This is a genomic window from Streptomyces sp. CA-111067, from assembly GCF_050956065.1.
GTDB lineage: Bacteria > Actinomycetota > Actinomycetes > Streptomycetales > Streptomycetaceae > Actinacidiphila.
The window spans coordinates 3625654-3641732 of record NZ_CP192103.1; the positions used below are offsets into that span (position 1 = coordinate 3625654).

The window sequence follows — 16079 nt, forward strand, 5'->3', positions numbered from 1 at the left end:
CTGCCATGTCCATTGACAGCACCGCCGACGGCACGGCCAAGAGCACCGCCGACGGCACATCCCGTCAGACAACCGGCCCCGCGGGCCCCCGCGGCCTCGGCCTCGCGCTGCTGGTCATCGCCGCCGCCCAGCTCATGCTGGTGCTCGACGACACGATCGTGAACGTCGCCGTGCCCAGCATCCAGCGCTCGCTGGACGTCCCGCCGGCCGACCTGAACTGGGTGATCAGCTTCTACGCGCTCGCCTTCGGCGGGCTGCTGCTCGTCGGCGGCCGGGCCGGCGACCTGTTCGGCCGGCTGCGGGTCTTCCGCGCCGGCATCGCGCTGTTCACGCTCGCCTCGGTGAGCGGCGGATTCGCGCCGAACGAGACGGCGCTGATCGTCTCGCGCGTCGTCCAGGGCTGCGGCGCCGCACTCGCCGCGCCCTGCGCGCTGTCGCTGCTCGCCGTCACCTTCCCCGAGGGCCCGGCGCGGACGAAGGCGCTCGGCGTGTACGGCGCCATGGGCGGCCTCGGCTCGGTGCTCGGCCTGTTGGTGGGCGGGGCGCTGACGGAGTACGCGAGCTGGCGGTGGGTGCTGCTCATCAACGCGCCGATCGCGCTGCTGGTGCTGGCCGGCACGGGCCTGGGCGTGCTGAAGCCCGGCGAGACCGAGCGGGCCCGGATCGACGTGCCCGGCGCCATCACCGCCACGCTCGGCATCGGCTCGCTGATCTACGCGCTGAGCCGCGGCACCGCCGACGGGTGGTCGGACGCCGGCACCCTCGCCTCGTTCGCGGCCGGCGCCGTGCTGGTGGCGTCCTTCCTGGTGATCGAGCGGCGCAGCCGGGCGCCGATGCTGCCCTCCCGGCTGGTCGCCGACCGCAACAGGGGCGGCGCCAACGCGGTGATGCTGCTGCTCGGCCTCGGCCTGCTCGCGATGTTCTACCTGCTCACCCTCTATATGCAGGTGGTACGGCACTACTCGCCGCTGCACACCGGCCTGGCCTACCTGCCGATCGTGGTGGGCACGGGTGTCGCGGTCGCCGGCCTCGGCCCGCGGCTGCTCGCGGCACTGCCGGCCGGGGTCGTGGTCGGGGCCGGGATGGGGCTCGGCGCGGGCGGCCTGCTCTGGGTCGCGCTGCTGCTCGACCCCGGATCGGGCTACTGGGTGACGCTGGTCCCGGCGATGCTGGCCGTCGGCATCGGCACCGGTATGACGTTCATCGGCTGCACGGTGACCGGCATGCGGGGCGTCGAGCCGCGCGAGTCGGGCGTGGCGGCCGGCCTGCTGAACACCAGCGTGCAGTGCGGCGGCGCGCTGGGCCTCGCGGCGCTCGCGGCCGTCGCCTCGACGGTCACCAGGAACAAGGTGTCCGCGGGCCACGCCGCCGCCTCCGCACTGACCAGCGGGTACGCGGCCGGCCTGCTGGCGGGCGCGGTGATCTACGCGGTGGCCGCGGTGGTCGCGGCCGGCACCATGAACGCCCGGCTCACCGCGGAGGAGGCCGCCGGCCACTGACCGCCGGGGCCGCCGCCCTCCCCGTATGCCGCTGTCCCGTACGCCGCCCTCCCGCACCCCACCGGGACGGCGGCACCGGCGCGCGCGCCTCCCAGCCCCGTCAGATCCGCTCGGGCAGCCCGAACATCGCGAAGACCTCAGGATCGGTGAAGACGACGTTCCGGGCGATCAGGCCGCCCGCCACGGTGAGGAGCTGCAACGAATGCACCCGGTGGCCGCCGTCCGGCTCCCGCGTGTACAGCACCAGCGCCGGCTGCCCGTTCGCGGTGAGCGGCCCGGTCCCGTCGGGGAGGCGGTCCAGCATCCGGCAGTCCATGCCGCGCATCTCGTAGACCCGGTCGATGAACAGGCCGTAGTCGCGCCTGCCGCGGAACCACAGCGGCACCGGCGGCATCTCCAGCACCGCGTCCGCCGCGAGCAGCCGCACCAGCGCGGGCACGTCGGCCGTCTCGAACGCCCGCACATAGCGCTGGACCAGCGCCCGCACCTCGGGGTCCTCGGGCTCGGCGACCTCGTCGGGGCCGCCCGCGTCGGCGAGGGCGGCCCGGGCCCGCTGGAGCGCGCTGTTGACGGCGGCGGCCGTGGTCTCCAGCTGCTCGGCGACCTCGGCGGCGCTGAACTGCAGCACCTCGCGCAGTACCAGCACGGCCCGCTGCCGCGCCGGCAGCACCTGCGTGGCGGCCACCAGCGCGAGCCGCAGGTCGGCCCGTACGTCCGCGTCGAACCGCGGGTCGGGGAAGGGCTCAAGCCAGGGGACGTCGAGCGCCGGGGTGAGCGGCGCCCGGGGGTCGTCGCCCGGCGCGCCGAGGCCCGACGGCAGCGGACGCCGGCCGCGTCCCTCCAGTGCGTTCAGGCAGGTGTTGGTCGCGATCCGGTACAGCCAGGTGCGCAGCGACGCGCGCGTGCCGTCGTACCGGTCGCGGGCCTTCCACGCGCGCAGCATGGTCTCCTGCACCAGGTCCTCGGCCTCGTGGAACGAGCCCGTCATCCGGTAGCAGTACGCGACCAGCTCGCCGCGGTACGGCTCGTAGTCCGTCCGACCCTCCACCGGTGCCTCCACCGGTCCATCATGGCGCAGCCGGCAGGCCGCCGATCATCAAACCGATGGTGAAGTCGAACCGGTCGTGCAGGGTGCCGGCGGTCAGCTCGGTGGCATACCGCTTGGTCTGCGGGAAGGTGTCGGGCAGCGCGGCGAACCGGCGCAGCAGCTCGTCCTGGCCGACCACCCAGCCGTCCTCGCTGCGGCCCCGGCGGCTGTCGGCGAGCGAGACCTCCAGGCTGTAGGCGTTGACGTAGAGCGTCAGCGAGTCGATCGCCCAGGCGGCGGCCAGCGGGTCGATGCCGCCGGCCAGCAGGATGGCGAGCATGCCCTCGGCGACCCGCAGTGTGTCCAGGTTGGACGGGGCCGCGGCGAAGGCGGCCTGCGAGATGCCGGGGTAGCGCAGGTACTGGTCGCGCAGCTGGGCGCAGACCGCGGTGATCTGCTCCCGCCAGCGGGCCGGGTCGGGCTCCGGCAGGTCGATGACGGCGCACAGCCGGCCGATCAGCAGCTCGTCCAGGTCCTCCTTGTTGACCACGTGGGCGTAGAGCGAGGACGGGCCCGTCTCCAGCGCGCTCGCCACCCGGCGCATGGTGAGGGCGGCGTATCCCTCGCTCTCCACGATGCCGAACGCGGTGCTGATGATGGCCTCGACGGTGATCGGCTTCTTGCGGCCGGCGGCCGGTCCGCTCCGGGACGAGGGGGCGCCGGAGTCGGTGCCGAGCTGGTGTCGTGCTGCGCGCCGTTGCTGCGGAGTCGGGGGCATACGGGCAGTCTAGCGAACTCGCGAACAGTGTTCCACAACACTCCGAACGCTGCTCGTGTTGCCACGAACAGTGTTCTGGCGTAGAACAGTGTTCGTGACCACTCAACAGCTCTCACCCCCAGCGCCCACCACCCCCGCCGGGCTGCCGACCCGCTCCGCGTGGCTCGTCCTGGTCGCCGTCGTGCTGGCCGACATCATGGATCTGATCGACTCCAGCGTCGCCAACCTGGCCGGCCCCTCCATCCGCGCCGACCTCGGCGGCGGCCAGGTGACCCTGCAATGGGTGCTCAGCGCCTACACCGCGGCCTTCGCGCTCGGCCTGGTCATCTCCGGCCGGCTCGGCGACGTGCTCGGCCGCCGCCGACTGTTCCTGCTCGGCATGACCGGCTTCACCCTGGCCTCGCTGGCCTGCGGCCTCGCGCCCGATCCGGTGTTCCTGATCGTCGCCCGCACCCTCCAGGGGCTGTGCGGATCGGTGATGATCCCGCAGGGCCTCGCCCTGGTGAAGGTGGTCTTCCCGCCGCAGCACCTGCGCAAGGCGCTGACCCCGGTCGGCCCGCTGATGGGCGTGACCATGGTGGCCGGGCCGATCCTGGCCGGCTGGCTGCTGCACCTGGACCTGTTCGGCAGCCAGTGGCGGTCGATCTTCCTGATCAACGTCCCCTTCGGGGTGGTCGCCGGGCTGCTCGCCTGGCGGGTGCTGCCCCGCCGCGGCGGCGAGGACCCGGCCGCCCGCCTCGACCTCACCGGCGTCGCGCTGCTCACCGCCGCCTCGGCGCTGCTGATCGTCCCGCTGATCCAGGGCCGCGACCTCGGCTGGCCCGCGTGGACGTACCTGATGATGGCCGGCTCGGCCGTCGTCCTCGCGCTGTTCGTCGTCTCCCAGCGGCGGGCCGCGCACCCGGTCATCACCCCGACGCTGTTCGCCAAGCGCAGCTTCGTCGTCGGCCTGGTGATCGTCGCCGGGTTCTACGCGTCACTGAGCGCGTTCGTGCTCACCATCAACCTGCTGCTCCAGCAGGGCATGCACTGGACGCCGCTGCACGCGGGCCTCGCGCTGATCCCGTGGGCGCTGGGCACCGCGGTCGCCGTGCTGCTCGCCGGCGCGGTGCTCGCCGAGAAGCTCGGCCGCGGCACCCTGCACCTGGGCCTGTCGATCGCCGTCGTCGGCCTGCTCGCCCTGTGGTGGTCGGTCGCCCACTTCGGCGACGGCCTCACCGTCGGGAAGCTGGCGCCCGCGCTGCTGCTCACCGGCTTCGGCTCGGGCCTGGTGTTCATCCCGCTGGTCGACTTCATCATCGGCGACGCCACCCCCGAGGAGGTCGGCACCGGAGCGGGCCTGCTCAACGCGGTGCAGCAGTTCGCCGGCGCGATCGGCGTGGCCGCGCTCGGCACGGTGTTCTTCGCCCGGGTCGGGCACGGCTCCGCGCACTCCTACCTGGCCGCCGCCGAGCTGGTCTTCGGCATCGCGGCCGGCCTGAACCTGCTGACGCTGCTGCTGGTGGGCCTGCTGCCCAAGCACGCGCAGCAGGCCCACTGAGCCGGCCGGCCTCCCGGGAGGGAACGCGGGAGGCCGGGCGGCCGTTCAGGCCGGGATCACCGGGGTCGCCGGCTCGCCGGGAGCGCCGGGAGCGCCGGGAGCGCCAGGGCACCTTGGATCGCCGGGATTACCGGGATCAGCTGCTGCTCGCGTTCGACGGCCCGAAGAACTCGATCTCCGCGATCGAGACCTGCTTCTGCGCGGAGATCTGGTAAGCGGACTCCAGGACGAAGCGGACCTTGGTGACGTCGCCGACCCGCAAGGCACGGCGCTGGCCGCCCGCCCCCTGGTCGAGGGTGATGTCGCGGGTGGTGGTCTTCCCGCTCGACGTGGTGATCTGGGCCTCGATGCGGTGCGGGAGGGCCGCCTTGGTGTTCTGGTCGGCCCGCGAGGAGACCCCCGGGGTGATGATCAGGTCGAGCAGCCGGGTCGGCTGGTCGAAGGACGCCTCGATCCACTGGCCCTGGCCCGACTCGGAGACCCCGGGACCCCACCAGGTGTTGTTGAGCTCGTCGAACGCCGACTGCGGCCCGTGGCCCGGGAAGGAGTGCGACGCGGCGAAGTGGTCGGGCGAGACCGGGGCCCGCTTGGAGAAGTGGTCGCGGGTGGCCTGGACGCCGTCGGGGATGTTGACGGCCGCGATGATCACCAGGGTCAGGGCGACCGCCGCCCCCAGCCAGCTGAGCACCCGGTCGAAGGCGCGGCGCACCCGGGGGCGGTCGCCGGCCCACGGGGTCTCCCGGTTGCGGAAGCCCAGCAGCCGCCGCCACCACGGCAGTTGGCGCCCGGGCACGTGCCGCTCGCCGGCCATCGGCATCGCGCACCTGGCGCAGTAGTGCCGCTCGGGCCGGTTGCCGGTGCCGCACCAGGGGCAGGGCGTGCCGCCCTCGGTGCCGAGCTCCACGCCGGGGGCCCGTACGGACTGCGGGCGCTGGGCCACCGGCCGGCCCGGCAGCACCGGGGCGACCGAGGGGGCCGCGTACGGCTCGGGGTCGGCGACCGGGACGAGCAGCCGGCGGGCCCGGTCGGTCATGCCCTCGCTCTCCAGGGTGCTCGGGCCCTGGGCGTTCGGTCGCTGGGCGCTCGGCCCCTGGGTGCTCGCGGGCTCGTTCTGGAGGGTGTCCTCCAGGTCGGGGTCGGCGGGCGGCGGGGCGCCGGGCGAGTGGTAGCCGGCCGGCGCCTCGAAGGCGGCGGGAGCCTCGCGGGGGGCGGGCATCTCGTAGGCGGCGGGCGTCTCGCGCGCGGCGGGGGCGCTCCCGGCCTGACCGTCCGTGCCGTCCGGGCCGTCCGGGCCCGAGTACGGTCCCCACGGGTCGGACACCTCGGGTACGGGCTGCGGACGGTCCGCGCGGGGCAGGCCGGCGCCGCCGCCCGGACGGGCGAAGGCGTCCCAGCCGGGTTCCGCGGCCGGCGGGCCCGACGGCTGCTCCGCGGGGGACGGCGAGGGGGGCGGCGACGGGACGAGCGACAGCCCGCCGCGTCCCGTGCCCTCCGACGAGCCGCCGGAGCCCTCCTCGGCCGCACGCGAACCGCCCTCGTGCGAGCGGGAGTCGGCGGTCCCCGCGGCGGACCCGGCGGTCGCGTCCGCGGTGGCCCCGTTGCGTTCCGCCCAGCTCAGCACGGCCCCGCAGGCGTCACAGAACGACAGGCCCGGCTCCACGCGGGCGCCGCATTCGCCGCACTTCTGGCTGGTCGTCATCTCTCCGGGGTCCTTTCGGCGGGTTCGCCGACGGTCACCTGGACCGTGTACGGCATGTGGGCGGGCCTGGCGGCGGCCACGATGGTGTCGAGGCGGTACTCGTCCGCCGAGGTGGGCGCCGGCAGCGCCAGGAGTACGTGCAGGCGCGGGCGTTCCTCGCCGGGGAACCGGCCCAGCGGGCGGCCGCTCCAGTCGGCGCCGCCGCTCTCGGTGATCACCGGCTCGGTGCCGAACGCGAGCCTGACCGCCTCGGCCAGGCCGCGCCGGGTGCCGCGGATGCGGTGCAGGTACGCCGCCGTGGCCACGGCGGCACGCAGCAGCGGCTCGGGTTCGGTGCCGTCGGTCTCGGCGCCGACCCAACTGGCCAGCCAGCGGGCGAAGTCGAGCGGCGCGAGGAACGGCTTGAAGTAGGTGTCGAGGCAGTCGAGCGCGCTGTGGATCGGCGCGACCACGTCGTCGAGGCCGGCGACGAAGCGCAGCGCGAGGTCGTCGTCGGCGAAGACGGCCGGCAGCATGCCGCCGATCGGCGCGGACGAGCCGAGGCCGTCGATGGACCCTCTCATCGCCGACTCCCGCTGGTCCAGGCGGTGTTCGGCCCGGCGATCGGCTGGACGTTCGGCCCGGCGTTCGGAGCGGCGCTCATCAGGACGCGTCCCCGATCACCCGGACGCGGTGGTCGAAGGAGAACACCAGCGACGGCGGCGACAGGTCGATCCGGTTGGTCGCGTCGCCGCGCTTGCCGCTCAGCGGGTCGGCCGGGTGCAGCACGACCTCGTCGACCAGCTCCACGCCCGGCACCCGCTGGAGCACCGCGAACGCCTCGCCGGCCTGGACGGGCCGGCCGAACGGCCAGCCCTTGCCGTCGGTGCCGCCGGTCAGCGGGTCCAGGTGCCGGTAGAGGGCGTCGTGCACCTGCCGGCGCACCCGGTCGGTGTCCACGCCGCGGAAGGCGTGCACGGTGGCGACCACGGTGACGCCCTGGTAGAACGGCGGGCCGACCGCCAACCGGGTGCCGATCAGCCGCCGTTCGTCCAGGTGCCGGGTGATCCGCTCCAACAGCGCCTCGCCGAGCACCAGTTGCTCGAACCGCAGCCGGCCGCCGGGATCGGGCACGGCCTGCGGCACCACCAACACCCTTACCGCGTAGGCGCCGTGCTCGCCCTCCTCGCCCTCCAGGCAGGTGATCCGCGCGGTCTCCGGGGCGGCCCGGCGGGCCAGCTCCTCGTAGTCGCGCAGCGTCACCGCCCGGTCCTGCGCGCGCAGGCTGATCGGGGCGCGGACCTTGGCCTCCTCGACCGTCTCGCCGTCCACGCCGCCGAGCGCGGCCTCGCGGTTGACGACCTCGGAGACGTACGGGATGGAGGTCCGCAGGATCTGCACCGAGCCGCGCGCCACGTTGCCGTCCCGGCCGCCGCCGGTGCGGTAGCGGCGGGCCCTGATCGGGGAGCCCTTGGGGGCGACGGTGCCGTACTGGCGCAGCGAGCCGTCGGGTTCGCGGACCGCCGGGCCGAAGGCGATCTCGCCGGTGGTGGCGTCCAGCGTGATGTGCCGGTCCTCGGGGCCGGAGGCGGCGAAGTTCTGCACCACCTCCCAGTCCGTCCAGCCCTCGTGCTCGGCGGTCTGGAGCAGCAGCGGCGGGGTGTCGCCGACGACCGGGAAGTGCGCGAGCCGCAGCCGCTGCCCGGGCAGCCCGGTGGACTCCCCGAGGGCCTCGTCGGTGACGGTCTCGGCGTGCACGGTGGCGGTGGTGCCGCCGATGGTGAAGGCCACGGCCGACCTGATCGTCGGCGAGTTGGTGTAGAAGGGCTGGCCGGGCAGCGGCTCGGTGACCCGGCAGCGCAGCCAGCCGGCCTCCTGGCCGGCGTTGCGGGACAGCACGTGCCCGCCGGGGACGTGCAGCACCACCTCGCCGGGCCGGTTGAGGCCGCCGGTGCCGTCCCGGTCCACCTCGCAGGGCTGCCAGCCGTCCTCGGTCCACGCCTCCCACTCCAGCGGCGGCTGCCGCGGGTCGACGCCGACACCGTCCACCCGGCTGTCCAGGTCGAGGGAGACCGCGCAGTGCGGAACGGCGGCGGTCAGGCCGAGCAGCATGCAGTCGCCGGGCGCGGGCGCCTCCGCGAAGCACAGCACGTCCTTGTCGTCGTCGGCGAGGTCGTGCGTGCGGTCCACCACCTGCTCGCCGCGGTGCTGCACCAGAAGATGGCCCAACGAGCTGTTCACGATGGACAGTTCGCGCTCGGTGGCGAAGACCACCGCCTCCTCGTCGGCGGTCCGCACGGTGGCCGCCTCGGTGCCGACGGGGATCGCCACCGGCTCGTCCTGCGGCGCCGACAGCCAGAAGGTCACATCGGTGCGGGCCGCGGACGGCGGGAACAGCGTGATCCCGACCAGGTCGAGGAACGCCAGGTGGTTCTTCTCCGGCACCCGGTTGAGCCGGTAGACGATCTGGTCGGCCATGTGCGCGACCGTCTCGACCAGCGTGACGCCGGGGTCGGAGACGTTGTGGTCGGTCCACTCCGGCGCGCGCTGCTGGATGTAGCGCTTGGCGTCGTCGACGAACTGCTGGAATCGGCGGTCGTCGAGATTCGGGGAGGGCAGGGCCATCAGCGGTCGCTTTCAGAGGAGTTGCCCGTGCCGGGGCCGGTGCCCGGCTCGTCGTGGGACGGGATGACGTAGAACGGGAAGACGAGGCTGCGCGGGTTGTTCGTGCCGCGGATCGAGTAGCGCACGTCGATGTACAGCACGCTCTGGTCGGTGCCGGCGGTGACCTCGACGTCGTCCACCTCGATCCGCGGCTCCCAGCGGTCCAGGCTGACGTACACCTCGTGCTGGATCCGGCCCGCGGTCTGCTCGTTGACCGGTGCGAAGACCAGGTCCTGGATCGCGCAGCCGAAGTCCGGCCGCATCGGCCGCTCCCCCGGCGCCGTCGACAGGACCAGCCTGATCGCCTCCTCGATCTCGCGTTCCCCGCTGACCAGGGCGATCCCGCCGGTCGGCCCGATCCGCAGCGGGAACGACCACCCCGACCCGACGAACTGCTCGGCCATCAGACCCGCTCCTGCCTTCCTGAAAAGATCGGTATTCGAATCGGCCGCCTCATATCGGCAGCGGAACCCCGTTGACCAGCACCTCGGGCGACATGATCAGCGTGCTGGCGGCCTTGATGGTGGTGTTGGCGATCGAGGTGATCTGCACGGTGCCCTCGCCGGAGAGCATCGCGGCGCCGACCGCGTTCATGTTCAGCGCGCCCAGCGCGTTCAGCCCCAACTCGCCGTTGGCGCGCACGTTGACCACGCCGTCGCCGCTGATGCTCAGCGGGCCGCCGCTCTTGATGGTCAGCGCGCGCCGGGCGCTGAGCGTGAGGTCGGTGCCCGCCTCGACCGACACCTCGCGGCTGCCCTTGATCGTCACCGACCCCTTGCTGTCCACGGTGATCTCGGTGTTGGCCCGGTCCAGGTTGATCACCAGCTGCTTGTCGCCGGTGGTGAGCCGGACGCCCTGCTTCCGGCGGCCGGTCTGCTGGCTCAGCAGGTCCATCCGGTTGCCGTCCCGGTCCGAGACGGTGTGCCGGCTGGCCTTCTTGCGGACGGCGTCGTGCAGCGGCACATCGCTGACGACGGTCGGGTTGTCCTTGCCGTTGTAGAGGCCGCCGATCACGAACGGGTGGTCCAGCGCGCCGCGGTCGAACGCCACCAGCACCTCGTCGTTGACGTCCATCGGGAAGATCCCGCCGCCGCCGAGGCCGCCCAACTGCACCGTCCGCGTCCAGTCGCTGACGTAGCTGTCGTCCAGCCACGGGAACTGCAGCCTGACCCGGCCCTGCTTGAGTGGGTCGTTGACGTCGGTGACCAGCGCGTTGGCCACGCTCGGCAGTCGCGGCGCGATCTCGCCGCCACCGGAGGCGAGCCCGTACAGCGAGCGCCACTGGCGTCCGCTGACCGTCACCCACGACTCGTAGTGCTTGCCGTCGCCGAACAGGTGCCGTACCGAGGTGACGGTGTACTTGCCCTCGAAGGGCTCGCCGACGTCGGACAGCGCCACCGGAACTCCCGGCCGCAGCTTGGGATTTCCGCGCGCGACGACCTCCACCTCGGCGAACGAGGAGGTGACGTCGTCGGCGAGCGCGTCGGCGGCGAACTTCACCTCGTTCTGCTTGTCGTAGGGGGTGCCGGTGTCGACCAGCTTCACCATGCCGAACTTGCCCGCGGCCACCCCCGGCGTGGTGCCGATCCCGATACCGGGGTTGGACACGGCCGGTGAGACGGCGCTGAGCTTCTTCTTCGTGGTGACGTCCCAGCCCCGCGACTCGACCTTGCCGACCTGGTCGGCGGCCGTCACCGCGGCCCGCAGCCGCAGGATGTCGTGGCCGGCCTGGAGCACGAACGGGCTCTTGTCGCCGTCGGTGCTCGGCGAGGGCGCGCCGGAGGACGGCTTGGGCGTCACGAACTGGAACTTGCCGTCCGAGTCGATGGACATCACCATCTCGTTCTCGTCGGCGAGGCGGGCCAGGAAGTCCCAGTCGGTGACGTTGGACTGGCTGATGAACTGGTAGACGGTCTTGGTGGACTGGATCCGGCCGATCGGCACGCCGTCCTGCGCGGCCAGCTTCCTGGCGATGTCGGACGCGCTCTGGTTGCGGAAGGCCGTCACCCGGCGGCGGCGCAGCAGCCGGTGCCCGAGGTCGTAGCCGCGGATGACGGCGAACGTGCCGGTGCCGTCGTAGTCGACCTCAAGTCCGGTGACCTCACCGGTCAGCAGCCGGTCGCCGGCGCCGCGGCCGTCGGCCACCGGCGCCAGCACCACGGTGGTGCCGAACTTCACGCCGAGCTTGCCGAGCAGCTTGCGGTACGGGTCGCGGAAGGTCAGCCGGAACGCGGCCGGCACCCCCACCCCCTGGTCCACGTAGCTGTCCACCAGCGCGCTGGTGTACTCCGGGGGCAGCTTGGCGCCGCCGATCTTGACGTCGATGACATTGGAGAACGCGTACCGCACCATCAGCCGTGCACCTCCTCGGCCGCCGGCAGCACCAGTTCGACGCCGGTCTTCAACTGCCCTGGATCGTCAATGCCGTTGGCCTCGGCGATCGACCGCCAGGCGGCGGCGTTGCCGTACTCCCGCCAGGCCAGCGACTGCAACGAGTCGCCCGCCACCAGCCGGTGGACGCGCTGCGCGGTCAGCGCGCCCGACGTCGGGTTCTGGTTCATGGTCTTGCCGGGGATCTCGTGCAGTTGCAGCCGGCAGGTGGCGCGGATCGGCACGCCGGTGGTGCCGAACAGCGAGTACGCGGCCTCGACCGAACTGACGTACGCGGTGAAGCGGGCCGTCGAGAACGACCCCCACTGGAACACCACCCACGGCGGCGAGGGCTGCTTGGCGCCGATGCTCTTCATCGTCGTCTCGCAGCACTCCAGCAGCGCCTCGACCTTCTTCAGCACGGAGTTGCCGGTCGGCTCGTCGGAGGAGTCGAGGAAGATCTCCACGCTCATCTCCATCGCCTCCACCCCCATGAACTCCGGGAGCGAGCCGTCCCGTTCGATCTGCGCCGGGGTCGCCTTCCACTGCGCGCGCCGGGTCAGCGACAGCTGCGCCGGGTTGAAGTCGAAGCCGAACGTCTTGATCAGCCCGCCGGGCATCGTGCTGTCGCCCACGGGAGGTTCGTGAATTGCCAGGTTGGCGCGGATCAGGCTCTTGCCGGCGCCCCTGCTGCCCTTGGCCATGGTGTCGGCAGTCCCTTCAGTCCGTGAATCCGTGGTGGGCGATCTCCAGGACCTCCGTGGCGACCGCCGGGTTGGCCGGGTCCAGGCTCGGCCCGCTCCAGCTCACCGGCAGCACGTCGATCAGCCCCCAGCTCGCGACCTCCGAGCCGTCCGCGCGCAGCGCCGCGATCTGCGCGGTGGGCCGCTTGATCCCGGTCTGCACGGACGAGATCCACTTGGCGACCTTCGTCGTGTCCGGGGTCAGCGGGCGGGTCAGCCGGATCGTGGAGAACGTGACCCGGGTCGGCAGCGTCCAGACGAAGCCGTTGTTGCCGCCCTCGTGGCGGTGCTCGACCTCCACCTGGGACGCCAGGCCGTCGCACCCGTTGAAGTAGCCGAGGCTCTCGCCGTCGATGCTGAGGCTGAACCAGATGGTGGAGCCCGGGTCCTGGCTGGACATCGCGGCGGGCCTTTCTGTCGTTCGGGTCGATCAGGTCTGTCGTTCGGCTCGGTGCGGTCGGCTCGGTCGGTCGGCTCGGTCGTTCGGGAGGGGGCGGGGTCAGCGGCGTGGGTCGCGGAGTTTGCCGATCCGCTCGCGGTCCAGCCGGAGTTCGGTACGGATCAGCCGGGTGACCCGGCCGATGATCCGGTGCACGAGCTCGTCGAGCTGGAAGTCGGTGAGGTCCCGCGGGTCGAACCCGCCCGCGGGCACGGCGGTGTACTCCGGCGGCGGCGAGGCGGAACGGGCGGCGGCCTGCGGCGGTTCGTACGGTGGCGGCGGCGCGGCCGCGTCCGACCGGGTGTACGCGGGCGGCGGCGGATCGGCGGGCCGGTGTGGCCGGCTCGACTGCGAGGTGAAGACGTTGCCGACGGTGGCCGCGGCGGCGGAGGCGAGGCTGCCGATGGCGGACGAGCCGGGCTTGTGCGCTTTGTTGCGCCCGAGGCGCTGGACGACGGGCATGTCGGTGACGGGGGCCGGTGGCCGCGCGAGGGGCGTCACCGGGAGCGGCGCCGACGTGCTCTGCGCGGGCCGGCGCAGCGGCACGACCTTGGCGGGCCCGGTGACGCTGCGCTGAACGTCGGTGGGTGGGTTGAGGGTTGGCGAGATCGGCGGTACGAGGCTCAGGGCTCCCGGAGGGCCGACGAGGGGTGGCGGCGGGGCCATGGGGAGGATCTGGGCGGAGGTGGTCTGGGTCGGCACGGGCACGGCGCTCATGGGCGCGCCGAGGGGTGAACGCCGGGCCGGGGGCGGGGTGTTGTCCGGGACGGCGTGCACGGGGATCGGAGCGGCGATCGGGGCGCCGAGCCCCGGGCGGGCGCGGCGCTGGACGACGGGCGCGGCGCTGGACGCCGACGTGCCGCGCGTGGAGGGCGAGTTGAGCGGGACGACGGGCAGCGACCCGGCGGGGGTTGTGGCCGAGCCTGACGGGGGGGCGCCGGTCTTGCCGCCGGGACCGTTCACGTGTGAGGAGGGGGACGGCGAAGTGCCATCTCCCGCGCTGGACCCCGGTTGGACCGGACCACGGCTGCCACCGGCCAGGTCGGACGGCGAGAGGCCACTGCTGGCTGAGCGCTGCACGGGCGAGCCAACGCCGGGCGCGGAGCCCGGGCCGTCTTGGTTGCCACCGGCCTGGGCGGACGACGAGGCGCCACCGGCCGCGCGCTGAACGGGCATGCCGGCGCCCGCTGCGGAGCCCGCGCCACGACCGGAACCGGCCGCAGCGCCGCCGTTGCCACCCTGGCCGGGGCCAGCGGAGCCTGCGGCGCCACCACGGTTGCCGGACGGCATGCCGCCGTCACCCACCGCGCGCTGCACCCAGGCACCTGCGGCGGGGCCACGCCCAGATCCGGCAGCACCGCCACCGCTGCCGCCCGAACGACCGCCGTCCCCACCGGCTGATCCACTCGCCGCACCAGGGCCACCGCCTTGACCGGACGGCAAGCCGCCACCGCCACCCGGCGCGCGCTGAACCGGCATCCCCGCACCGGGGCCATTTCCGGAACCGGCGGCCCCACCGCCCGAACCACCCGCAGCGCCAAGGCCACCACCCTGGCCGGACGGCGAGCCGCCGCCAACCGCACGCTGCACGGTCATACCCGCACCGGTCCCTGCGGCGCCACGGCTACCCCCGGCCTGGCCAGACGCCGACGCGCCTACACCGGAGCCGAACGCAACGCCACTACCGCCACCCCGGCCCGAACCTCCCGAACGACCAGCGTCGCCACCGGCCGACCCACCCGCAGCACCACCGCCGCCTTGGCCAGACGGCAAGCCGCCGTCAACCGCACGCTGCACTGGCATACCTGCGCCACCCGCACCGGAACCGGCGGCCCCACCACGGCTACCGCCGGCCTGGCCAGACCCCGAGGCGCCTCCACCGGAGCCAGACGCGGCGCCACCGCTGCCACCCCGACCCGAACCTCCGACGTCTGCCGAGCCACTTGCACCGCCACGCCCGCCTTGGCCGGACGACGAGCCGCCACCAACCGCACGCTGCACGGGCATCCCCGCGCCACCCGCACCAGAGCCGAACGCGGCGCCACCGCTGCCATCACCGGCCGAACTTCCCGAACGACCAGCATCGGCCGAGCCACTTGCACCGCCACGCCCGCCTTGGCCGGACGGCGAGCCGCCACCGCTACCCGCCGCACGCTGCACCGACATACCCGCGCCACCCGCACCGGAGCCGAACGCGGCACCACCGTTGCCATCACCGGCCGAACTTCCCGAACGACCAGCATCGGCCGAGCCACTTGCACCGCCACGGCCGCCTTGGCCGGACGGCGAGCCGCCACCGCTACCCGCCGCACGCTGCACCGACATGCCCGCGCCACCCGCACCGGAACCGGCGGCGCCGCCACGGCTACCGCCAGCGTGACCAGACCCCGAAGCGCCTACACCGGAGCCGAACGCAGCGCCACCGCTGCCACCCCGACCCGAACCTCCCGAACGACCAGCGTCGCCACCCGCAGCACCACGACCGCCTTGGCCGGACGGCGAGCCGCCGCCAACCGCACGCTGCACCGGCATCCCCGCACCGCCCGCACCGGCGTTGCCGCTCGCCGAACCAACCGCACCACCGTGGCCACCGCCGGCCTGACCGGACGGCGACGATCCGCCACCGCCGACCGCCCGCTGCACCGAGGCACCCGCACCGGTGCCGGAACCAGAGTTCCCGCCCGCTGAACCCCCGGGACCACCACCGGAGACACCCCCGCCAGCCGAACCACCCGCACCCGAGCCGAGCGGGCCACGACCCGCACCCGTATTCCCATCGACACCACGGCCGCCGCTGCCCGAAGCAGACGACGAAGCCCCGCCACCACCGGCCGCGCGCTGCACCGGCATACCCGCACCAGACCCCGACGCGCCCGGGCCACGACCCGAACCGGCTCCGCCGCCCGAGCCGCCATGGCCAGCACCAGCCTGGCCGGACGGCATGCCACCGTCACCAACTGCCCGCTGCACCGAGGCGCCCGCACCGGCACCTGAACCCGCCGCAGCGCCGCCCCGGCCTGAACCTCCCGAAAAACCAGCGTCTCCACCGGCAGCACCGGCCGCGCGTTGCACCGGCTTACCAAGGCCGCTCGCGCCAGACCCCGATCCAGCCGGACCGAGACCGGCCCCACCGCCCGAACCGCTCGCACCACCACGGCTACCGCCAGCCTGACCAGACGCCGAGGCGCCACCGCCCGCCTGACCGGACGCCGAAACTCCGCCACCGCCGACAGCCCGCTGAACCGGCGTACCGGCACCGCCCGCACCGGAGCCCAGCCCCGCCGGGCCACGACCGGAACCAGCGTCTCGGCTCGCCGAACTGCCCGCCGAGCCAATAGCAC

Annotated in this window: 12 protein-coding genes; 2 read left to right on the top strand and 10 right to left on the bottom strand. The window is 73.7% G+C overall.

The genetic code is table 11. From position 1 onward, the window contains the following. Positions 1–5: 5 nt before the first annotated feature. Positions 6–1499, top strand: coding sequence for an MFS transporter (locus tag ACQPW6_RS15795; protein ID WP_433890274.1), 1494 nt, complete (start codon positions 6–8; stop codon positions 1497–1499). Positions 1500–1599: 100 nt separating this feature from the next. Here ACQPW6_RS15795 and ACQPW6_RS15800 read toward each other — a convergent pair whose 3' ends face one another. Further along, the gene (locus ACQPW6_RS15800; protein WP_433890275.1) at positions 1600–2547 is read right to left on the bottom strand and encodes a sigma-70 family RNA polymerase sigma factor; all 948 of its coding nucleotides are present in this window, start codon (positions 2545–2547) and stop codon (positions 1600–1602) included. A 19-nt stretch (positions 2548–2566) separates the two neighbouring features. Further along, on the bottom strand, positions 2567–3304 hold the full coding sequence (locus tag ACQPW6_RS15805) for a TetR/AcrR family transcriptional regulator (protein ID WP_433890276.1): 738 nt from the start codon (positions 3302–3304) through the stop codon (positions 2567–2569). Between the two features lie 94 nt (positions 3305–3398). Here ACQPW6_RS15805 and ACQPW6_RS15810 point away from each other — a divergent pair, with 94 nt between their 5' ends. Then, complete coding sequence (locus ACQPW6_RS15810; protein ID WP_433890277.1) at positions 3399–4844, top strand: DHA2 family efflux MFS transporter permease subunit; 1446 nt, start codon at positions 3399–3401, stop codon at positions 4842–4844. A 136-nt stretch (positions 4845–4980) separates the two neighbouring features. Here the strand turns inward: ACQPW6_RS15810 and ACQPW6_RS15815 are convergent, their stop codons facing one another. The 8 genes from ACQPW6_RS15815 to ACQPW6_RS15850 all read right to left on the bottom strand — a co-directional run bounded on the left by ACQPW6_RS15815 (position 4981) and on the right by ACQPW6_RS15850 (position 13701). Beyond that, positions 4981–6543 (bottom strand): NADase-type glycan-binding domain-containing protein, encoded by a 1563-nt coding sequence (locus tag ACQPW6_RS15815; RefSeq protein ID WP_433890278.1) that lies wholly within the window; start codon positions 6541–6543, stop codon positions 4981–4983. Continuing rightward, positions 6540–7106, bottom strand: a complete 567-nt coding sequence (locus ACQPW6_RS15820) for a phage tail protein (protein ID WP_433890279.1) — start codon at positions 7104–7106, stop codon at positions 6540–6542. The genes ACQPW6_RS15815 and ACQPW6_RS15820 overlap by 4 nt, the downstream gene beginning before the upstream one ends. A 79-nt stretch (positions 7107–7185) precedes the next feature. Then, a complete protein-coding gene (locus tag ACQPW6_RS15825) occupies positions 7186–9147 on the bottom strand; it encodes a putative baseplate assembly protein (RefSeq protein WP_433890280.1) in 1962 nt (653 codons plus the stop codon). Further along, entirely contained in the window at positions 9147–9590 is a 444-nt protein-coding gene (locus ACQPW6_RS15830) for a GPW/gp25 family protein (protein WP_433890281.1), read from the bottom strand. The genes ACQPW6_RS15825 and ACQPW6_RS15830 overlap by 1 nt, the downstream gene beginning before the upstream one ends. Before the next feature lie 49 nt (positions 9591–9639). Further along, positions 9640–11538: a VgrG-related protein gene (locus ACQPW6_RS15835; protein WP_433890282.1), complete on the bottom strand. Its 1899-nt coding sequence runs from the start codon at positions 11536–11538 to the stop codon at positions 9640–9642. Then, on the bottom strand, positions 11538–12260 hold the full coding sequence (locus tag ACQPW6_RS15840) for a peptidase M23 (RefSeq protein WP_433890283.1): 723 nt from the start codon (positions 12258–12260) through the stop codon (positions 11538–11540). The genes ACQPW6_RS15835 and ACQPW6_RS15840 overlap by 1 nt, the downstream gene beginning before the upstream one ends. Before the next feature lie 16 nt (positions 12261–12276). After that, positions 12277–12699, bottom strand: coding sequence for a phage tail protein (locus tag ACQPW6_RS15845; protein ID WP_433890284.1), 423 nt, complete (start codon positions 12697–12699; stop codon positions 12277–12279). A gap of 99 nt (positions 12700–12798) precedes the next feature. After that, positions 12799–13701: a hypothetical protein gene (locus ACQPW6_RS15850; protein ID WP_433890285.1), complete on the bottom strand. Its 903-nt coding sequence runs from the start codon at positions 13699–13701 to the stop codon at positions 12799–12801. Between the last annotated feature and the right edge of the window lie 2378 nt (positions 13702–16079).